The sequence below is a fragment of the Nitrospira moscoviensis genome (genome assembly GCF_001273775.1).
Taxonomy (GTDB): Bacteria; Nitrospirota; Nitrospiria; order Nitrospirales; family Nitrospiraceae; genus Nitrospira_D; species Nitrospira_D moscoviensis.
The window spans coordinates 4,339,766-4,358,958 of record NZ_CP011801.1 but is presented as its reverse complement, the minus strand read 5'-3'; the positions used below and the strand labels follow the sequence as shown (position 1 = coordinate 4,358,958).

22 protein-coding genes are annotated in these 19,193 nt (G+C 64.2%); 14 read left to right on the top strand and 8 right to left on the bottom strand.

The genetic code is table 11. The features are described 5' to 3' along the window. The first annotated feature begins 131 nt into the window (after positions 1–131). Positions 132–1,388, top strand: coding sequence for a TIGR02710 family CRISPR-associated CARF protein (locus NITMOv2_RS21235; RefSeq protein ID WP_053381757.1), 1,257 nt, complete (start codon positions 132–134; stop codon positions 1,386–1,388). After that, positions 1,389–1,790 (top strand): acyl-CoA thioesterase, encoded by a 402-nt coding sequence (locus NITMOv2_RS21230; RefSeq protein WP_053381756.1) that lies wholly within the window; start codon positions 1,389–1,391, stop codon positions 1,788–1,790. Between the two features lie 137 nt (positions 1,791–1,927). On the opposite strand, the gene NITMOv2_RS21225 is transcribed toward NITMOv2_RS21230, so the two are convergent. Then, the gene (locus NITMOv2_RS21225; RefSeq protein ID WP_145976469.1) at positions 1,928–2,758 is read right to left on the bottom strand and encodes an amidohydrolase family protein; all 831 of its coding nucleotides are present in this window, start codon (positions 2,756–2,758) and stop codon (positions 1,928–1,930) included. A gap of 12 nt (positions 2,759–2,770) precedes the next feature. Beyond that, a complete protein-coding gene (locus NITMOv2_RS21220) occupies positions 2,771–3,349 on the bottom strand; it encodes a thermonuclease family protein (RefSeq protein WP_053381754.1) in 579 nt (192 codons plus the stop codon). 133 nt (positions 3,350–3,482) lie between these two features. On the opposite strand from NITMOv2_RS21220, the gene NITMOv2_RS21215 reads away from it, so the two are divergent. After that, the gene (locus tag NITMOv2_RS21215; RefSeq protein WP_053381753.1) at positions 3,483–3,713 is read left to right on the top strand and encodes a hypothetical protein; all 231 of its coding nucleotides are present in this window, start codon (positions 3,483–3,485) and stop codon (positions 3,711–3,713) included. Positions 3,714–3,947: 234 nt separating this feature from the next. Here the strand turns inward: NITMOv2_RS21215 and hemL are convergent, their stop codons facing one another. Then, entirely contained in the window at positions 3,948–5,231 is a 1,284-nt protein-coding gene (gene hemL, locus NITMOv2_RS21210) for a glutamate-1-semialdehyde 2,1-aminomutase (protein ID WP_053381752.1), read from the bottom strand. Between the two features lie 259 nt (positions 5,232–5,490). Here hemL and NITMOv2_RS21205 point away from each other — a divergent pair, with 259 nt between their 5' ends. Continuing rightward, complete coding sequence (locus NITMOv2_RS21205; protein ID WP_053381751.1) at positions 5,491–5,685, top strand: hypothetical protein; 195 nt, start codon at positions 5,491–5,493, stop codon at positions 5,683–5,685. Between the two features lie 93 nt (positions 5,686–5,778). Here the strand turns inward: NITMOv2_RS21205 and NITMOv2_RS21200 are convergent, their stop codons facing one another. Then, positions 5,779–6,324, bottom strand: coding sequence for a barstar family protein (locus NITMOv2_RS21200; RefSeq protein WP_053381750.1), 546 nt, complete (start codon positions 6,322–6,324; stop codon positions 5,779–5,781). Between the two features lie 30 nt (positions 6,325–6,354). After that, complete coding sequence (locus NITMOv2_RS21195) at positions 6,355–6,768, bottom strand: ribonuclease domain-containing protein (protein WP_053381749.1); 414 nt, start codon at positions 6,766–6,768, stop codon at positions 6,355–6,357. Positions 6,769–6,879: 111 nt separating this feature from the next. Between NITMOv2_RS21195 and pyk the strand changes: the two genes are divergently transcribed. From pyk to NITMOv2_RS21155, 8 genes are all read left to right on the top strand, one after another. Continuing rightward, positions 6,880–8,400, top strand: a complete 1,521-nt coding sequence (gene pyk / locus NITMOv2_RS21190) for a pyruvate kinase (protein WP_202967282.1) — start codon at positions 6,880–6,882, stop codon at positions 8,398–8,400. A gap of 40 nt (positions 8,401–8,440) precedes the next feature. Then, positions 8,441–8,974 (top strand): hypothetical protein, encoded by a 534-nt coding sequence (locus NITMOv2_RS21185; protein WP_145976468.1) that lies wholly within the window; start codon positions 8,441–8,443, stop codon positions 8,972–8,974. Beyond that, positions 8,971–9,621 carry an HAD family hydrolase gene (locus NITMOv2_RS21180; RefSeq protein WP_083448285.1) on the top strand — a complete coding sequence of 217 codons (651 nt, stop codon included), beginning with the start codon at positions 8,971–8,973 and terminating at the stop codon, positions 9,619–9,621. The genes NITMOv2_RS21185 and NITMOv2_RS21180 overlap by 4 nt, the downstream gene beginning before the upstream one ends. Next, entirely contained in the window at positions 9,618–11,249 is a 1,632-nt protein-coding gene (locus NITMOv2_RS21175) for a M16 family metallopeptidase (protein WP_238590417.1), read from the top strand. Before NITMOv2_RS21180 ends, NITMOv2_RS21175 begins: the two co-directional genes overlap by 4 nt. Then, complete coding sequence (locus NITMOv2_RS21170; RefSeq protein ID WP_053381746.1) at positions 11,246–12,724, top strand: M16 family metallopeptidase; 1,479 nt, start codon at positions 11,246–11,248, stop codon at positions 12,722–12,724. The genes NITMOv2_RS21175 and NITMOv2_RS21170 overlap by 4 nt, the downstream gene beginning before the upstream one ends. Before the next feature lie 252 nt (positions 12,725–12,976). After that, positions 12,977–13,819, top strand: a complete 843-nt coding sequence (locus NITMOv2_RS21165; protein ID WP_053381745.1) for an MBL fold metallo-hydrolase — start codon at positions 12,977–12,979, stop codon at positions 13,817–13,819. An 11-nt stretch (positions 13,820–13,830) separates the two neighbouring features. Continuing rightward, a complete protein-coding gene (locus tag NITMOv2_RS21160) occupies positions 13,831–14,814 on the top strand; it encodes a site-2 protease family protein (protein WP_053381744.1) in 984 nt (327 codons plus the stop codon). Between the two features lie 103 nt (positions 14,815–14,917). Then, positions 14,918–15,526, top strand: a complete 609-nt coding sequence (locus NITMOv2_RS21155) for a hypothetical protein (RefSeq protein WP_053381743.1) — start codon at positions 14,918–14,920, stop codon at positions 15,524–15,526. On the opposite strand, the gene NITMOv2_RS21150 is transcribed toward NITMOv2_RS21155, so the two are convergent. After that, positions 15,514–16,155 carry an acetate uptake transporter gene (locus NITMOv2_RS21150; protein ID WP_053381742.1) on the bottom strand — a complete coding sequence of 214 codons (642 nt, stop codon included), beginning with the start codon at positions 16,153–16,155 and terminating at the stop codon, positions 15,514–15,516. The genes NITMOv2_RS21155 and NITMOv2_RS21150 overlap by 13 nt on opposite strands. A gap of 164 nt (positions 16,156–16,319) precedes the next feature. Here NITMOv2_RS21150 and NITMOv2_RS21145 point away from each other — a divergent pair, with 164 nt between their 5' ends. Together NITMOv2_RS21145 and NITMOv2_RS21140 are read left to right on the top strand one after the other, a co-directional pair. After that, positions 16,320–16,799 (top strand): Lcl C-terminal domain-containing protein, encoded by a 480-nt coding sequence (locus NITMOv2_RS21145; RefSeq protein ID WP_053381741.1) that lies wholly within the window; start codon positions 16,320–16,322, stop codon positions 16,797–16,799. Further along, positions 16,799–17,962, top strand: coding sequence for an outer membrane beta-barrel protein (locus NITMOv2_RS21140; RefSeq protein ID WP_053381740.1), 1,164 nt, complete (start codon positions 16,799–16,801; stop codon positions 17,960–17,962). The genes NITMOv2_RS21145 and NITMOv2_RS21140 overlap by 1 nt, the downstream gene beginning before the upstream one ends. Here NITMOv2_RS21140 and NITMOv2_RS21135 read toward each other — a convergent pair. Both NITMOv2_RS21135 and NITMOv2_RS21130 read right to left on the bottom strand, forming a co-directional pair. Then, positions 17,939–18,679 (bottom strand): hypothetical protein, encoded by a 741-nt coding sequence (locus NITMOv2_RS21135; protein WP_145976467.1) that lies wholly within the window; start codon positions 18,677–18,679, stop codon positions 17,939–17,941. The two genes, NITMOv2_RS21140 and NITMOv2_RS21135, sit on opposite strands and share 24 nt — an antisense overlap. Positions 18,680–18,686: 7 nt before the next feature. Beyond that, on the bottom strand, positions 18,687–19,163 hold the full coding sequence (locus tag NITMOv2_RS21130; protein WP_145976466.1) for a hypothetical protein: 477 nt from the start codon (positions 19,161–19,163) through the stop codon (positions 18,687–18,689). Positions 19,164–19,193 lie beyond the last annotated feature (30 nt).

Genomic DNA, 19,193 nt, shown 5'->3' with positions numbered 1-19,193 from the left:
TCCGCGGTGAGCCTGAGGATCGGTGATGGCGAAGTCTAAGCAGGTTTCCCGAGACCGTCAAGCAAAAGGGCGATGGCAGAAGGCGGACGGACGGTAGGAGCCGGGGAGATCGCCATGCTATCATCCGCCCCATGGCGCACGATCAACCGGTCAAAGCCCTCGTCCTCGCCTTGACGGATGACGCGGCGGCGGCCGTCGTGGTCATCAATCGGCTCAAGCCGGAGGCCCTGTGCTTCGTCTTGCCGGAAGCGGGCAAGGCGCTGGTCGAGACGTCGGTGCAGCCCAAGATCGAGCAGATGCCGCGCCGCTGGGACTGGCTCGTCATTGACGAACCGCCGCGGTTTGCGGCTTCGTATCAGACGATCGCCCGCGCCCTTCCCGATCTGTTGAAGGCCTGGGACGTGCAACCGGGCGACGTGGTGGTGGACCTGACCGGAGCGCCCGCGCCCATCGCCGCCGCGCTGTCCATCGTGGCACTCCCCTGGAGCTCCCGTGTCGTAAGCCTCGTTCCTGTTGCCGCCGATCAGGACGGCGAGACCGTCGATGTCGCGGACAGGCGACTCCTGTGGGCTCAGCACAATCCGTGGGATGAAGCGGCCGCCGTCACGCGCCGGGACGGGTGTGAGCTATTTAACCGCGGCCTGTTTCCCGCCGCGGCGCAACGTTTTCGCGAGGCGGAAGTCCGCGTCAGCGGCGGACAGAAGCCGCTCTATCGCGCGCTGGCCGACTTGGCCGACGGGTACGACGGCTGGGAACGATTCCACTACCGGCAAGCGTGGGACAAGTTGAAGACCGCCGTGAAGGCGCTGGAAATGGCATCGCTCTGGGGCGGGCCGCCGGGATTGAAGACCGTCCTCGCGCCGATCAAAACCAACGCCGGCTTTCTGGAAAAACTGGTCCTCGATCCGGCGGACGTGAAGGAGTGGGCGGCGGCCGATCTGCTCGCGCACGCCGGCCGGCGCCTGCATGTGTCGCATGATCCGGAAGCCGCCATGGTGGCGTTGATCCGCGCCCTCGAAGCCTTCGCCCAGCGGCAATTGTTCAAGGCGCATCGGATCAAAACATGGGATGTGACGCCCGAGCAGCTTCCCCACGCGCTCCAGGAACTCTGCCGCACCTGCTACCTCGAAGACATCGACGGCAAACACAAGCTCCCGCTGCAGGCGCAGTATCGCACGCTCGCCGGGCTCGGCGATCCGCTGGGCCAGGCCTTCCTTCGCGCCTGGCCGACCATGAAGCCGCTGCTCGACGCCGCGAACCATGCGGTCCTCGGCCACGGATTCGAACCGCTCAAAGCCGAGCGGGTGCAGCAGTTGTACGAGGTCGTGGTCAAGCTGGCCGGGGTCCAAGAAAGCGCCCTGCCAAAATTTCCGACCCTCCCACTCTAAATGGAAGTCAAAATCTACTACGAAGACACCGATTGCGGCGGGGTCGTGTATTACGCCAACTACCTCAGATACTTTGAGCGCGCGCGGACCCAATACTTGGAAGAACGGGGGCTGTCCGTTGCGGCGTTGATGAATGAGGGGACGGTCTTTGTCGTCGTCCATGCCGAGGTGGAGTATCGTTCTCCAGCTCGGTACGGTGACACGTTGGCGATCGACACGGTGGTGACAGATATGAGCGCGGCCTCCTTCACGTTCGCGCACGTGGTGAAGGAGAAAAATAGCGGCCGAGTGATCGTAGAAGGGTCCGCCCGGCTGGCCGCGACGGATGGAAACGGCAAAGTGAAGCGCCTCGACAAGGCCGTTGTCGCCGCGTTAGAGTCAGGTGCGCCGAGGAGTCGCTAAAAAATGGATAAAATCGGAACCTGGCTCGCCATCGCGGGCGTCGCGATCGGCTTCATCGTCCTGGGATGGCTGCTGTTTTCGGACAGCGACAAGAAAAAGAAATAACTCGCGCCTCCTCCTTCCTTTCTTCGAACAGATCAGCCGCCCTTCAAGAATGCTTGAGTGAGCACCTCTTCACCGTTCTTGTGCGCGATGCGTTCGGCGATGTCGGCCGGCAAGTCGGCGAGCCAGCCGCGCACCGATCGGGCGCTCGACCCGATGGCGTTCCACCGGTGAGGCGCATGGGTGTCCGTGCCGACCATGAAGCGGTCGGGAAACTCGACCAACAGCGCTCGCCACTCGGGCACCAGCTTGCCGTTCGCGGTCAGATCATCGCGGGATGAAAGGTCCACCCAGAGGTGAGTGTGACGGCGCAGCAGCTCATGGACCAGCGAAGGAGGCTCGTATCCGGCATGCGCCCAGACGAGCCGCGCGTCGGGATCATGCCGGAATAAGCGGTCGACGGCGTCCGCATCCGAGTGGGCGTGGAGTAGAAGGCCATGCTGCTTGGCGAGCAGCACCAGATGACGCACCACCGGCAGATCGGCGTTCGCGCCGCTCACGTGGAATTCTCCGATCGCCACATATCGGTAGCGTGCCAGACGTTCCTGAAGATACTCGATGACCGATTCATCGCGGAACCACGAACCAGTTTCTCCGGTCTTCCGATAGGGCCGCAGCTCCGGAATGATCAGATCCGGCGCCTCGGCATAGAGCTTCTGCGTGCCCTCGTCGCTGGAGCTCGATACCAGCGCCCGTAGAATTCCGGCCTCGCGCAATCGCTGGACCGCCTCATTCGGCGGCAGCGAGTCCCAGACATCGTGGTTGTAGTGGATATGGGCGTCGAAGAGTGGGAAGTCGCCGGGGTAGGAGACAGCATCTGTGGCTAGCAGCGCAACGAGGACAAGAGCGAAACGAAGGGAAACCACGGTAATCTCTGTTCAGGATGGTGGTTTCGCGTAGCCTTCCTGTCTCAGCATCTCCGCCACGTTGCGCCCGCCGACAAACACATCGGCGACGGTTCGGCCGTACACGTCTTGCCCATAGGGGACGATGCGGATGGGGCCCTGCTGCAAGAGCTGCGCAAGCCGTTCGCGCGCCGCGTCACCGCCCGGCTCGTTCAATTCCGGCGTGTTGATGCCGCGGAGTCTGATACGATCCGGCCCGACGCGCAACGTATCGCCGTCGATGGTGTAGATCGGCTGGCTGCCCGGCTGGCCTCTGCCGTAGATCCGTCCCAAGGCGGACGGGCGCGCATGCTTTTGATAGGGCGTGAGCTTGTATCGACCTTTGGGTAATCGGTGTGGTCTGCTGTCGGGCGGACTGTGGCGCCGATGGGGCTGCAGCGTCGAAGGAGGGGGCGTGTCGGTGATCGATGGAGCCCGGCAGAGATCGCAATGCTTGTGAACGGTCGATTCTGCGCTCGACGTTGAAAGGCGAGACGCTTCGGCAATCTCCAGCAACACCGTGCCGCTCAGGCCGAGGAGCATGCAGGCCGGGATGATTCGTGGAAGGCGCATGGCGGAAGGCTAAAGCACGCGCCGTGCCACGCGCTCAGCTCGGTTGACAATGAAGAAAACCGCGTGGCATTTTCAAAGCCGATAGCTGATGGTTGATAGCCGATAGCAAGAGAGTGACGCGGAGGGATACACCATGGAAATGTTTGGCCGAGTCGGATTGGTCGAGGTCCCGATTCTGATCGCGCCCGATCAGAAAGCCTGGATGGACCGTATGATCAAAGAAGGCAAGATCGCGATTCCGCCGGGCGGCACGCTCGAAAAGGGCTCGCTCTATTCGATGTTCATCCGCATGCTGCTGCACAACGCGATGGAGGAGCAGAAGCGGCAGGAGGCGCTCGAAGCGGACGACGAGGACGACGAATAAGCAGGATGCTGAAAACGGTTCCTTGCGTCGTTCTCGCGTCGCTCAAGTCCTCAACGTGCTCGGAGCACGCCTCGGACTTTCGCTCGCTGCGGCCTAGCAATGAACTCGTTTTGAGCATCCTGCCAACTGCGCTACGCTTGTTGCGCGGCGGCACTGTATCGGATGAGACACCGTTTGTATCTTACGAGATACGAACGAGGCGGCTCACTCACCCGACGCTTCGCGAACGACAAGCTACAGTTTCTTGAAGGCGGTGGCGGCGGCTTTGATGGTCTTGTCGATGTCGGCTGAAGTGTGGGCGGTCGAGAGGAAGGCCGCTTCGAATTGAGACGGGGCGAGATAAACGCCCTGTTCGAGCATGAGATGGAAGAATGTTCCGTATCGCTTCGTGTCGGACCGTTTTGCGGTGTCCCAATCGACCACGGGGCCGGGTGTGAAAAACGCCGTCAACATCGAGCCGACCCGCGTTTGCGTGAGTGGGATCCCTGCCTTCTTGGCCGCTCCGCCGATGCCCCGGGCTAACGCAGCCGACCGTTCTTCCAGCTCTTTATAGACCCCCCGGGCTCTCAACTGCTTGAGCGTCGCCAAGCCGGCCGTGACCGCAAGCGGATTGCCGGACAGGGTCCCTGCTTGATAGACGGGTCCCGACGGGGCGATGAGATCCATGATCTCGGCGCGTCCACCGTACGCGCCGACCGGCAGCCCGCCGCCGATGATCTTTCCCAAGATGGTCAGATCCGGCTGAATTCCGTAGAGCGCCTGCGCGCCGCCGTACCGCACCCGGAATCCGGAGATCACTTCATCAAAGATGAGCAGCATGTCGTGATCCGCAGTGAGCTGCCGCAATGCCGCTAAGAAGTCCGGCGCCGGCGGGACCACCCCCATGTTGCCGGCGATCGGCTCCAGAATGATGCAGGCCAGCTCGCGATGGTGCTCCTTCACGAGCTGCTGAACGGTCCGAATGTCGTTATAGGGCGCCGTGAGTGTATGCTTGGCGAAATCCGCCGGCACACCCGGACTGTCCGGGATGCCGAGTGTGGCCAAGCCGGAGCCGGCCTTCGCCAACAGATAGTCGCTGTGGCCGTGATAACACCCCTCGAATTTCAGCACTCCATCGCGCTTGGTAAAGGCCCGGGCGACCCGGATGGCGCTCATCACCGCTTCGGTGCCCGAGCTGACGAGTCGAATTTTCTCCATCGATGGAACGGCCGCGCGGATCTCCTTCGCGAGCGCCACTTCCAATTCCGTCGGGGCCCCGTAACTGGTGCCCTGTCCGGCCGCCTTCTTGATCGCGCTGATCACGGCGGGCGCCGCATGGCCCAGAATCATCGGTCCCCACGACAGCACGTAGTCAAGATACCGATTGCCGTCGACATCGTAGAGTCGTGATCCCTTGGCTCGTGTGATGAAACGGGGCTGGCCCCCCACGGATCGGAAGGCGCGCACAGGGCTGTTCACCCCGCCGGGAATCAGGGTTTGCGCCTCGGCGAAGAGTTTGGCGGAGCGAGTCGTCTTCATAGCGGGGGCGCACCCTATCATGCAGCCGGAGAATCGGTCAAGAAACTCCCTGCTCCGGAATGTCTGCCGTGGATTGCCTCACGTGCGGCCCAAAAATGTCTGATTCGATACACCGCTATCCAATTCGATACACCTGCCGGCTGCTCCCGCATCGGTCTTTACAGCCACTCCGATCGGACGCGTTTTTATTAACGTAGTTTTTACTTGGGCGTAATTCTTGCTGGCATATAATGCGCCTGCGGAGGGGTGAGAGACCGGTATGACGATTATTTGTTCCTGGTGCCGGGGCGAAGGACAAACAGGGATAGTTGGCGAGAAAGCGCCGCTGGACGACCGGCGCGAAACACACGGCATCTGCACGACGCACCGGCATGCGGTGCGCGCCCGTTGGAAAGATCTTTCCCGCACGGAGCGGGGTGAGCCGTCCATCGGCCGCGGCAACGGCGGGCAGTGACTGCCGCCGTTGCCGCTTGAACTCCCGTTCTTGCTTGCCCGTCTGTTGAACAGCCTCGCAGAGCGCATCCCGCAGTCAGATCGGTAGTCCCACTCAGTCCCGTCCAGCCTCCCCGGATCTCTTGCTCCCTCTGGCAGTCTTGGCGGCGGTGTCGTTAGGCGGCAGTTCCGTCAATCCCCAGTGTTTGCGCTTCCCCTTGTCCCGTTCGGATACCGCGAAAAAGACGTGAAACGGCGCGCGCCGGCCGTCGGCCGTGTGGCCCTTGCTCCAGGCTTCACCGGCGTCGCTCAAGACTTCCAACAGCGTTTCATATTCCTCTTCATCATCGGGAATCACGTGATGGGCGTCGGTGATCAGGACGACGTACCCTTTCGCGGGCAGCCATTCCAGATCCGCGAGGCACTCTTCCAGCGCATCCCAGTTGTGTCCGAAGTAGTCGGGGAAGTCGAGCGCCCGCGCGAACTCTTTGAAGACCCCGGCCGGCGTGGCGCACTTCTTTCCCTCGATCCGGCGTAGCGCGAAGCCGGCCGGCGGTTTCACCAAGGCGGCGGCCGTGGCGCCGGGCGGCACGACGAGCAGGGATGACCAGGGAGCCGTGGCATGTTGGAGGTGCGTATGGACGTTTTGTCGGGGAGGCATAATCCTGTGCGGGAGTCCTGTGCGATGGAATCAGTTCAGCGGGACGAACGTGCGATAGTGGTCCGGCGTGTAATAGGCCTTTCGGGTCCGCTGTTCGATGACGATGCGCTCGGCGTCTCGCGGCCGTCCGCGCACCGTCGGATTTACGTCATACTCCCGATAGCGGCCTCTTGGCAAGCGCCGCTCGCGGTTGCGGAACTCCCGCCCGCCGGCATAACCCGGCAACGGCGCGCCGTCGCGCTTCAACAGCGCCTGCAGCAGGTCACGGGCTTTCTGCGGAGCGTCACTGCGCAGGACCGGCTGCTCAGCCTCCGCGGCGGCCTGCTCCGGCGCCGCCGCGCGCAGAGACGCGTCGGGGTGGGCTCGGGTGTCGATGAGACCGCCGGCGCCCCAGCACGAGACGACACCGAGCAGGAGGACCGCGCGCGAGCACCAGCGAGTCATGCGCATCGTCTTCACGGTTTCGCCGGAGGGCGGACGCTAGCACGGGTGCACCGAAGAGGTCAACGCCGCGCCGCCCGTCGGCTTTGCGGCGTTCGAAACGCGTTTGTTACAATGCCCGCAGCCGCGTCTGTCCGGCATGTCATGGCGGGGATGGTCCCTTCCTCGCGCCTCATTCTCATCACGATGCGCAAAGCCAAAATCGTCTGCACCATCGGTCCCGCGAGCCAGGAGCCGGCCGTGCTCGAACGGCTGATCGACGCCGGCATGAACGTGGCCCGTCTCAATTTTTCCCACGGCACGCAGGCGTCGCATGGAGCGGCCATACAGGCGATCCGCGCCGCGGCCGACCGGCGTGGGGCCGCCGTAGCCGTTCTTCAAGACCTCCAAGGGCCGCGCATTCGGATCGCCACGGTTTCCGAGGGAGGTGTCGAGTTGGCCGAAGGCCAGATGGTCCGCCTCGTCGGCGGGCAGCTACGATCCGGTGGGCAGCTCGGCGCGCGGGCGACCGCCGCCGGCTCGATGCCGGAGCTGCCGGTGACGTACCCGCATCTCACGCGGGATGTCCGCCCGGGCGCGAGAATCCTGATCGACGACGGGCGGGTCGAGTTGTCCGCGATGACCGTGGCGAACGGCGCGGTCGAGTGCCGGGTGAAGCGCGGCGGCCGGGTCACCACCCACAAAGGCCTGAACCTGCCGGGCACGACGATCAGCGCGCCGACCTTGACCGACAAGGATCGCGACGACATCCGCTTCGGCGTCGGGCAGGGCGTCGAGTATCTCGCGCTGTCGTTCGTGCGCGGGCCGGCGGACATCCATGCGGCGCGGCGCTTCGTACAAGACTGTGGAGGCGATCAGCCGATCATCGCCAAGGTGGAGCGCGCCGAGGCGGTCGAGTCGCTCGACGCGATCCTGGAGGCGGCCGACGGGGTCATGATCGCGCGCGGCGATCTCGGCGTTGAAATGGGACCGGAGGCTGTGCCGTTGTTGCAGAAGCGCATGATTGCTGCGGCGAACCGGCGCCGGCGTGTTATCATCACGGCGACGCAGATGCTGGAATCGATGATCACGGAATCCGTCCCCACCCGCGCGGAAGCCTCCGACGTGGCCAACGCCGTGTTCGACGGGACCGACGCCGTCATGCTGTCCGGCGAAACGGCGAGCGGCCGCTTTCCGGTGGAGGCGGTGCGGGTCATGGATCGCATCGTCCGCGCGGCCGAAGCGGAACCGACCGTCCAAGCCTCGCCCCCGGCGCGACCGTCGCCGCAGGGCTCGATCGCGGAGGCCATGTGCGCCGCCGCGGCGTCGGCGTCGGCGACGACCGAGGCGGCCGTGCTCGCGGTGCTCACCGAGTCGGGCACGACCGCGCGACTGTTGTCCAAGCAGCGTCCCGGGGCGCCGATCGTCGCTTTCACGCCGCACGAGGGCATCCGTCGCCGGATGGCGCTCTTCTGGGGCGTGGAGCCGCTGGTGATGGCGCGCGTCGACGATTCCGACCGGCAACTGGTGGAAGTGGAGCGGAGTCTTAAAACAAACCGGCTGGTGAAAACCGGCGACCGGATGGTCTTGCTGGCCGGGACGGTGGCCGGGCGGCCGGGCGGCACGAACGTCATGAAGCTGCATGAAGTGGAATAAAACCAGGTTAATGGTCACTGGTCATCGGTCATGTGTTTTTTTGCCGTGTGTCCCGCTGGCGACGACCGTCTTGTTGCTTGCCGCTTCAGCGCTGGCGCAGACCGGCTCGATCAGCCATCCGCCGACCGACATCGTCAAGCGTTATGTCGTGCTCGATCAGAAGGGCGCGCGGCTGGACGCGATGTCCTTCGAGACGCTCGCGCCCTACATCGATTGGCGGCAAGAGCCGGCGTGGGGCCGCGTCGTCGTCATTCAGGAAGCGACGGTGCCGGAGGATCACCGGCAATGGGAGATCATCGATAAGCTGGAGGTCATCATCCCGGTTACCTATCGCGTGTTGGGGTCCGTCTATCTGGAGACCGCTGTGTTCGTCCCCGAGGAAGCCGTGGAGGAAGTGCGGTTCCGCGTGAAGGCCGTGCACGGCACGTGGCGGATCATCGAACCCGTCATCCCGCCGCACGTCGGGTTGAAACGCATGGTGAATTTCGTCCGTGAGGCGCAGCGACAGGAAACCGACCAGGAGAAGCGCAGCACGCTCGTCGCGCTCGAGGCTTCCCTCCGAAAGGCAAAATGATGCGGAAGACGCCGGTAGATCTGCTGATCTTCGATCTCGACGGGACGCTGATCGAATCGAAGTGGGACATCGCCCGTTCCGTGAACTTGACGCTCGCCGAGTTGGGACTGCCGGAGCGGTCGCTGGAGGAAATCTTCGGCTTCGTCGGCGACGGCGTCAAGCGCCTGTTGCGACTCGCCGTGGGCGAAGCCCACGAGGACCGGTACGAGCAGGCGCTGAAAGTGTTTCGCGGGCACTATCTGGAGCATTGTCTCGACCGCACGGTGTTTTACCCCGGCATCGAACCGATGCTGCGGCACTTCGCCGGCAAGGAGAAGGCGGTCGCCACGAACAAGTCCATTGAATACACGCGGGTCATCCTCGACGGCCTGGGCGCCCACCATTTTCCCGTGGTGGTCGGAGGGGACAACGGCTTCGGGTTGAAGCCGGAGCCGGGGATGCTGCTGCACATCATGAAGCAGGTCGGGGCGGCGCCGGAGCGCACCGTGCTGATCGGCGACAGCACCAACGACATCAACGGCGGCCACAATGCGGGCATCCGCGTCTGCGCCGTCGGCTATGGCATGGGCAATCGCGCCAAGATGGAAGCCTGCCAGCCCGAATGGTTCATCGAACGACCGGAACAACTCATGGAGATCTTCGAATGACTACGGGAATGTATTTCGTATCTCGTCTCTCGTGTCTCGCCGATCACTGTCGGCGGGAGACGCGTCACGCTTCACGCTTCACGGCCGTGATCGTGCTCCTCAGCCTCAGCCTCAACGGCGATCTGATGTACGCCGGGATGCCGAGCTTGGCGGACCGCGTCATCGAACACAAGTTGGCGAACGGACTGACCGTTCTGATGGTCGAGCGCCATCAGACGCCGGTGGTGTCGATCAATATCACCTTCGCGGTGGGCGGCGTCAACGAACAGGTCGGACAAACCGGCCTCGCGCACCTGTACGAGCACATGGCGTTCAAAGGCACCCGCACGGTGGGCACGAAAGATTATGAAAAGGAAAAGCCGATTCTCGACGAGCTGTCCCACGTCGGCACCGAGCTGGAGCAGCGCCAGCGGGCCCTCGCCGGCAAGAATCCGGTGCCGGCCGAGGAGCAGGCGGCCGTCGAGGCCCTTCAGAAACGCTTCGCCGAGCTGCAGGCCCAGGCCCAGCAGTATGTGGTCGGCAACGAAATGGCGTTGCTCTACCAGCGCCACGGCGGCGTGGGGCTCAACGCCTCGACCGGCAAGGATCTCACCCGCTACACCATCAGCCTGCCGTCCAACCGGCTGCCGCTGTGGGCCGCCGTCGAAGCGGACCGCATGGCCAATCCCGTGCTGCGCGAGTTCTACAAAGAGCGCGGCGTCGTCATGGAGGAGCGCCGGCTCAGGAACGACGACAGCCCGCAGGGGTCGTTGTTCGAAACCTTCACCTCGGCGGCCTTCCGGGCGCATCAATATGGGGTGCCCACGATCGGGTGGGGGTCGGATATCCTGGCGTTGACCCCGGCCGAAACCGAGGCGTTTTTCAAAACGTACTACGGCCCGAACCGGGCGACCATCGCGCTGGTCGGCGACATCAATCCGAAAGACACGATCGAGTTGATCGAGCAGACGTTCGGAAAGATTCCCGCGGCGCCGGCGCCCCCGCCTCTCGTGACCGTGGAGCCGGAGCAGCGCGGCGAACGGCGGGTGGAAGTCGAATTCGACGCCGAGCCGATGGTGGCGATCGGCTATCACAAGCCGGGCCTCGGCCACCCGGACGACGACGTGTTCGATGTGATCGACGCCATCCTGACGGATGGCCTGACGTCGCGGCTCCATCAGAAGCTCGTGCGGGAGAAGCGGATCGCGGCCTCGGTGAATTCCGACGCCAACTATCCCGGCGTCCGTGCGCCGAATCTGTTCATCGTCACCGCCACGCCGCTCGCGCCCCATACGGCGGCGGAGGCGGAGGCCGCGATCTACGAAGAATTGGACCGGCTCAAGACGGAGCCGGTCTCGGCCAAGGAGCTGGAAAAAGTGATCAACAATCTGGATGCCGACCTTGTGCGGGCGCTGCGTTCGAACAGCGGGCTGGCTTCGCAACTGGCGCTCTATCAAACCGTCGCGGGCGACTGGCGCTATGTGCTCAAGTCGCGCGACAGGATCGCGGCCGTGACCGCGGCGGATATCCAACGGGTGGCGGCGCAATACTTCACCCGAACCAATCGCACCGTGGGGACACTCGTGAAGAAAGAGCATCAGAAGCCTAAGAAAGTGGCGGTGCTCGCGCTGAGCGAGGTGGCGCCATGAGGAGCGTGAAGCGTGAAGCGTTCAGCGTGAAGGGCGAATCGAGACTGCTCCGCCCGCTGGCGGTTGCCGTGGGGCTCCTCTTATGGGCGGCGAGCGGCGCGGCGGGCGATCTGTCGTTGGGCGATCCGCGCAAGATGACGTTCGCGCCGGTGGAGTTTACCCCGCCGGAGCCGGACCGCGTGGTGCTGGACAACGGACTGGTCGTCTATCTGCTCGAGGATCACGAACTGCCGCTGATGACCTTGACCGCAACGATCCGGACGGGCGCCTGGCTCGATCCGGCGGACAAGATCGGCTTGGCCTCGCTCACCGGCTCGGTCATGCGGACCGGCGGCGGCGGCGGATTGACGGCCGAGCAGGTGGACGAAGAATTGGAACACTTCGCCGGCGATATCAATATCTCCATCGGCCGGCAATCTGGGTCCGCGTCGCTCGATGTGCTGAGCAAGGACTTCGCGCGGGGCTTGCAGATCTTCGCCGGCCTCCTGCGGGCTCCCGCCTTCGAGCCGGCGCGCGTCGAGCTCGCCAAGCTGCAGGCGCTGGAGACGATCCGCCGGCGGCAGGACAATCCCGGATCGGTCGTGAGCCGGGAATTCGTCAAAGTATTGTACGGGCCCGACCATCCTACCGCCCGGGAAAGCTCCATCGAGTCCGTCACCCGGATCACGCGGGAGGATCTGGTGGCCTTCCATCGCGCCACGGTCCATCCGAACGGGATCATCCTGGGCATCACCGGCGATTTCAAGAAGGATGAGATGCTGGCGGCCTTGCGGGCGGTCTTCGGTGATTGGAAGAAAGGCGCGGTGCCCGAGCTCAAGATCCCCGATGTGCCGCCGCAGCAGGCGGCGAAGCCCGCGGTCCGCTTCATCAACAAAGAGACCTCCCAGACCCATCTGCGCGCCGGCCACCTGACGATCAAGGAGACCGATCCCGACTACGTCCCCTTGGCGATCGCGAACGATATTTTGGGCGGGAGCTCCTTCCGCAGCCGGCTCTTCAACGACGTGCGGACGAAGCGCGGGCTCGCCTATTCGGTCGGCAGCCGGTTGAACACCGGCGTGCACGACGAAGGCGTGTGGCTCATGCGGGCGGAAACCAAACTGGCGTCCACGCAGGAAGTGGTGAGCCGGTTCGTCGCCAACATGGAGCGGATGCGCACGGAGCCGGTCAGCGACGAGGAGCTGGCCGAGGCGAAGGAGGCCTACGTCAACTCGTTCGTATTTTCCTTTTCCAGCCCGTCGGCGATCGTGAATCGCCTCGTGGAGCTGGAGTATGACGGCTTGCCGAAAGACTTTCTCCAGCAGCTCCGCGCGAAAGTGGTGGCGCTCACCAAGGATGATGTGTTGGCGGCGGCGAAGAAACATTTCCAGCCGGAGCGGTTGAAAATCGTGGCGGTGGGCTCCGGGGAAGCGCTGCCGAAAGTGTTGTCGTCGTTCGGGGAAGTGAAGGAGATTCGTTTGAGCCCCGAAGGGTAGGGGAGGGGCTCGGCCGGAGGGGCGGGCATGTTCGGCGCTGCCATGATGCGATGGACCGTGGTGGGTGATGGATCGTGTACGTTTGCGACCGCACGCTCCTATGAGATTGCGGCCAAGGGCCGCAATGCCGTCGCGTGCTCCTAGATCGAGCTATGAGGCCGCCGCTGACGCTATGGCAGCGCCGAACATGCCCGCCCCTCCGGCCGAGCTAAAGGAGTAGAGAGCTGATCGCGGACTGCCGAAGGCTCATTCATGCCGCTTGAGGACGAGTTCTCCGACATTTTGAAGAAGGCGCGGGTGGGGCGGGGGCTGTCGGTCGGCGATGTGGCGCGCGCGACGGGGTTGCCCGGCGGCGACATCTCGGCCTTGGAGCGTGGAGATCGGCCGCGGGACCGAGCGGAAGTCCGGGCGTTGGCCAAGGCGTTGGGGCTGCGCGCGGCGCCGCTCGAACAGATCGCCGTTGACAAATGGGAGCCGGTGGCCCAGCAGCCGCCGTCCTGGGTGGACATCGTTCACGGCTCCATCAACGGTTATGGCGTGCAGGGCTATCTCGTGCACGACAACGGCGAGGCCGTCATCGTCGACACCGCCTACAATGCTGCCGCCATGGTCGAGGCGCTCGGCAAGCGCGGCCTGCGGCTCGTCGCCGTCTGCCTCACGCACGGCCATGCCGACCATGCCGACGGCCTCGATCATCTCCTCCGCCATCGCGAAGTGCCGGTGTATCTCGGGCCTGAGGATAGGGACTTACTGAGCTGGCGCCCACGCGCCGATGTGTTGGCGGTGCCCCAAGACGGCCATCCGATTACAGTGGGCCGGCGAACGGTCCTTTGCATGCCGACGCCCGGCCATACGCCGGGCGGCGTCTGCTATCGCGTCGAGGACCCGCGCCATCCGATCTGTTTCGTCGGCGACACGCTGTTTGCCGGGTCGATCGGCCGGTCCAATCCCAGCAAGTTGTACCCGACGCACCTCGAATCGGTGCGCGGCCGCGTGTTGGCGCTCGCGCCGGAGTATCGCTTATTCCCGGGGCACGGTCCTGCGACGACCGTCGAGGAAGAACTCCAGCACAATCCCTTCTACGCCGGATCGTAGCGGAGCAGCCGATGGATCAGGAGCCGCCGAACGGTGCGCAGCTGCCGCCAGCATCGGCCGGAGATCGGACGGAAGAGCGCCTCGCGGCCGACGCGGGCTGGACGCTCGAGACGTCCGACGAAAGCCGCTTCTCCGAATATTTGCTGCCGGCCGGCTTATTTCTCGTCACGGTGTTCACCACGCTGTGGGCCGGCGCCTATCAAGACCATCCGGATCTCTTTCATCCCTTTCTCGGGGCCTGGGCCCTCCTCACGGAACGCCCGGCGGAATTGCTCAACGGCATTCCGTTCGCCCTGACGTTGCTCGCGATCCTGGTCACCCACGAGTTGGCCCATTTCGTCTGTTCGAAACTGCACCGTGTGCCGGCCTCTCTGCCGCTGTTCATTCCGGGCCTGCCCATTCTCGTCGGCACCTTCGGGGCGATCATCCGCGTCAAGGGCCCGATCCTCGAGCGCAAGGCTCTCTTCGACATCGGGATCTCGGGCCCGCTCGCCGGGCTCGTGGTGGCCGTCGCGGCGCTGATCGCCGGGCTGCACTGGTCGCGGGTGGAGATCGGCATCAGCCCCGACAGTCCCTTCTTGGTCGGCCGCTCGCTCTTGCTGGATCTGATCATGTCGCTGGTGATGGGGGACTTGCCGGCGGGAGCCAGCGTCAATCTCCACCCGATCGCGGAAGCGGCGTGGTTCGGCCTCTTTGTGACCTGCTTGAATTTGATTCCCATCGGACAATTGGACGGTGGTCACGTCGCCTATGCGATGTGGGGGGAACGGCAGCGGGCGATCGCCTTGGCGGCGCTGCCGATTTTATTGGTGCTGGGTTACTTCGGCTGGCACGGCTGGCTGTTGTGGGTCGGGATGGCGGGGCTGCTGGGATTTTCCCATCCGTCTATCCCGCGACCCGATGATGCGCTGGGGCCCGTCCGGGTCTGGCTCGGGCGTGCGACGGTCGTCTTGTTCTTCCTCATCTTTCCGCCGTTTCCCATCATGTCGCGCTGACAGATCGTGGACGGAGAGCGCGTCGGCCGGCTCAGCACGAACGGATCGGACCGGTTACGCGGAAAGTCTTGCCGCATCGCCGTCGCGGTTTTAGCATGCGTTCATGAAGAGCGCGATCGCGTGGCGGCAGGCCGCGAAGCAGTGGCTGATCGAGTCCGATACGAAGACGGACGCGTGGTCATTCTACGGCCGGGCGGTCTTATTCGTGATACTCGTCCGGTGGGGCTGGACCTTCATCGCCACGCCGCTCGAAACGAATTATGCCGGAGAATCCGTTCTCCATCTGGTCAACCTGCCGTTCCATGAAGCGGGCCATCTGCTCTTCATGCCGTTCGGCCGGTTCATGACGATCTTGGGTGGAAGTCTGGGACAGGTGCTGATGCCCCTCGTCTGTCTCGTCACCTTTCTCGTGCAGACCCGCGATCCCTTCGCCGCCTCGGTCGCGCTGTGGTGGCTGGCGGAGAGTCTCATGGACCTCGCGCCCTACATCAACGATGCCCGCGCGCTCGAGCTGATCCTATTGGGCGGTGTGACGGGGCAAGAGACCGACGGGCACGACTGGAACAATCTGCTGACGATGCTGGGCTGGCTGGAATACGACCATCGTTTGGCCCGCCTCGTCCAGCATGTCGGCATCCTGCTCATGCTGGCGTCGTATGCCTGGGGCGGTCTGCTCCTGCTCCGCCACTATCGCCGCCGTCAGCCCGGTTGAACCAGCCGGTCTTTCCTATCGGCTTCGTGACGGTTGAACGCCCGTTCACCGTGGTGCAGGAAGGCCGGGCCGAGCGGCACCAGCTGATGGCCGGTGAAGGCCTGCGTCAGGCTGGCGATGGCGTGGTAGAACGCCATGAGCCCCACGACGATGTGGAGAAACCCGGGGATCAGCTCGGAAATGGCTTCGAGCCGCGCCAACACCGTGAAGGCAAAGGTCAGCGTGATGACGACGTGCAGGATGCAGAGCGTCGCGTTGCGATAGGCGGTGAGATAGACCATGACGGCCGAAAAGGCCGCGTAGACCAGGTTGATGGGAGCGTACAGAATCATGTCCAGATGATAAGAACTGCTGGCGCTCACGAGCTTGGCGGTGCAGACCGTCAGCCAGAAGAAGCCGTACATCGTCAGCGCGGTGCCGCCCAGTTGTTCGTGATACCGGATGTCGGTGATGCCGGCGAGGATCTGGACGATCCCGCCGAAGACGAGCGCGATGACCAATGTGCCGATCTTGTTCGTCCCCGGAATGCCGCCGACCTGTGCGACGCCGAGCGTCAAGGCTCCCACCGCCAGACCGAAGAGCCCGATCGCCAAGACATCGATGCGTCGATGATGCTCCACTGCGCTCATGACGTCCTCCTGGGTTGTCGCCGGCTGCCTCACCCCTCTCCGAATGACGCGGCCGGCTGCTCAAATGGCCGACAGCATGCCGCAGGCGCTATTGAAAAGACAAGCGCGCTGCGGCAGACTGCCGGCGGGCGGACGTCCTCGTCCATTCACTGAAGGAGGGCTCCATGGAAAAGGTCGGCCGGCAGACGGCGCTGTGGCTGGTGGGTGCGGCGCTGGCGTTCCTGCTTCGCGCTCCCGTCGGCGCCGAACAGGCGGCCGACCGCTTTACGCTCGTGCTGGATGGCGCGGCTGTCCGGGACAACCGGACGGGCCTGATTTGGGAGCAGGAGCCGGATCGCATTCACGACGTGTGGAGCGCCTCGGTGGCGCGCTGCCTGACGAAGGAAGTGGGCGGGCGGAAGGGCTGGCGCGCGCCGTCCGTCGATGAGCTGAAAACGCTGATCGATCCGACGCAGCACGATCCCGCCTTGCCGGCCGGCCATCCCTTCTCCAACATCAAATCGGAAATCTATTGGACGGCGACGCCGCATCCCACCGACGACATCGTGGCCTGGCAGATCAGCTTCTTCAGCGGCGAACCGGTGACGGATCAGAAGTCGGGAACCAGGCGCCTGTGGTGCGTGCTCGGGGAGCCCACGAAGTAGTGCCGAGTCGCGCGTTCACGTCGCTCGGCCTCCTGCTGTCGCTCGTGGCCGTCCTGCCCCTTGTCGCGCACAGCCAGCAACCGGAGAGCACGCAGGCACCTTGGCCCGACTGGCACTACGGCGCCTACCTCGACCTTGCCTACATCGTCAATTTCAATTTCCCGGAAAACCATCTGTGGCGCAGCCGCTCGACGGCCGCGCGCCATAATGAATTCGCGCCGAACATGGCGCTGGGGTACGTCCGCAAAGATCCGGTTGAGGCGTCGCGCTGGGGCATGGAGTTCGCGGTGCAGGGCGGGTACGACACGAAAGAGTTCGCCTTTCTGCCGAACGAACCCAAGGTTGGCGGGGCCGACACGTTGCGCCACTTCTCGCGCGCCAATGTATCGTATCTCGCGCCGGCGGGGAACGGCCTGCTGATCACCGCCGGTCTGTTCAACAGTCTTATCGGTTATGAATCGCTCTATGCCAAGGACAATCCGAACTATACCCGCTCCTGGATCGCCGACTACACGCCCTATATGATGTTCGGGCTCACCGCCAGATATTCGGTGAGTGACCGCCTCACTCTGGCCGGGTTCATCATCAACGGCTACGCGCACCTCTCGCATCCGAACGACCAGCCGTCCTATGGCGGGCAATGGTCGTACCGGCTGACGCCGCAGCTCACGGCGACGCAAACCCTCTATTGGGGGCCGGATCAAGCGAGCACGGCGCTGGAATTCTGGCGGCTCTACGGCAATCACATCTTGGAATGGAAAGGCGAGGAGCTTGTGCTGGCGGCCTCTTACGATGTCGGCACGGAAAACATCGCCGGTCGGCCGGGAAGCCCACGAGCCTTCGTCATGGGCGGCAACGTGGTGGCTCGATGGCACGTAGCCGGGCCCTGGTCAACGGCCCTGCGGCCCGAATTCTACTGGGATCGCAACGGGCGATGGACGGGGCGGGAGCAGTTCGTGCGGGCCGTCACGTCGACCGTCGAATATAAGACGTCCGTTCAACGGACGACGGCGATCGTGCGGCTGGAGTACCGGTATGACGAATCGACCGGACCCGGCGGCGGATTCTTTCGAAAGGGAGAAATCGCGCCCGGCGTGATCGGATTGTCGCCGGCCCAGCATCTGCTCTTACTGGGGATCTTACTGACGTTCGACTCGCCGTGAGGGGCTGCCGGATTTGGGCGCGGCTTGTGGGAGGCCACGAAGGAGCACCGCGATCCGCGCGCCCAGTTCGTCCAACGCCTTCGCCTTCGCTTGACGGAGCACTTCCCGGTCCTCCACCGCCATGGCCGGTCCGATGCGCGCCGCCGTTCCTTCCGCCTGCTCCCTCGCCAGGACCTTCCCGGCACCGACATCGCGCAGGCTCCCCTCCAGCATGAACAAGGCACGGCTTTCGGTGCCATCGGCCACATAGGCGCCGAGCAGAGTGGGGTACAGCCAGGCCGACGCATTGTTGAAGCGATCGACGGCGGAGAGCCCGTTCACCACCAGCACCGCGTCCGCGCCATAGCGCAGCGCGGCTTGGCGGATCTTGACCGCGTGATGCCCCCGGATGGTGGCATCCGACAGAAAGACGATCTCCGAGAGCAGTCCCTCTTCGAGGAGCGGCGCCAGACTCTGTTTCAAACGTTCTTTGTCGGCCGTCACCCAGTCCGCCTTGCGGATCGTGCGATGGGAGGGCAGTTCGTCCTCGATGAAGAAGAAGGCCAGGCGGAGCGGCGTCCGGAGGCTCGGCCGGCCGGCCGTTTCGAGCTCGAATATCTCGCTCGCGTCGGCTTTGAGGAATGCCTGCATGGCGGGCCGATCGAAGCCTTGGCTGCCGGCGCAGCCGGGGAGCCAGCAGAGGAGCATCATCAGTGTGGCGGCAGTGTAGTTCCGCATGGGTGCACTATTCGACGATGGGGAGAATGCGGTCGGCGACGGCCTGCACGAAGCCCTCTTGTTCCGTGACGACTTTCAGCCCGCGGAAGCTCAGATAGTACCCACCGTGACTCGGCGCCTGAATCGTCGCGCTCACTTCGACGCGATCGCCGTCCTCCACCTCCGGATCGCGGAACACCGGCTTGCTGGCGCAAATGCCCAAGACGGCCACTGAGATGGAAGAGGACTCATCTTCCAAGCGGAACAAGTACGCGCCGTAACAATTCGTCCCGTTGGGAACGGTATAGGGATCGAGGGGTTGCACGTCGCGCACGGTCCCGGCCAGCGTGACGCGCCTGAGATGATAGACCGTCGGCTCATCGAGGATCTGCCGGATACCGATCGGCTCTTCGGCCCGCGCCGGCGCAGGAGCCAGTGTCACGGCGACCATGACGAGGACGGCCGGCAGACTCCAAAGGAGGGTCGCTCGCGAATGTCGTCGCATGCGGCGGATTCTACCATGCCGCCGCTTTCC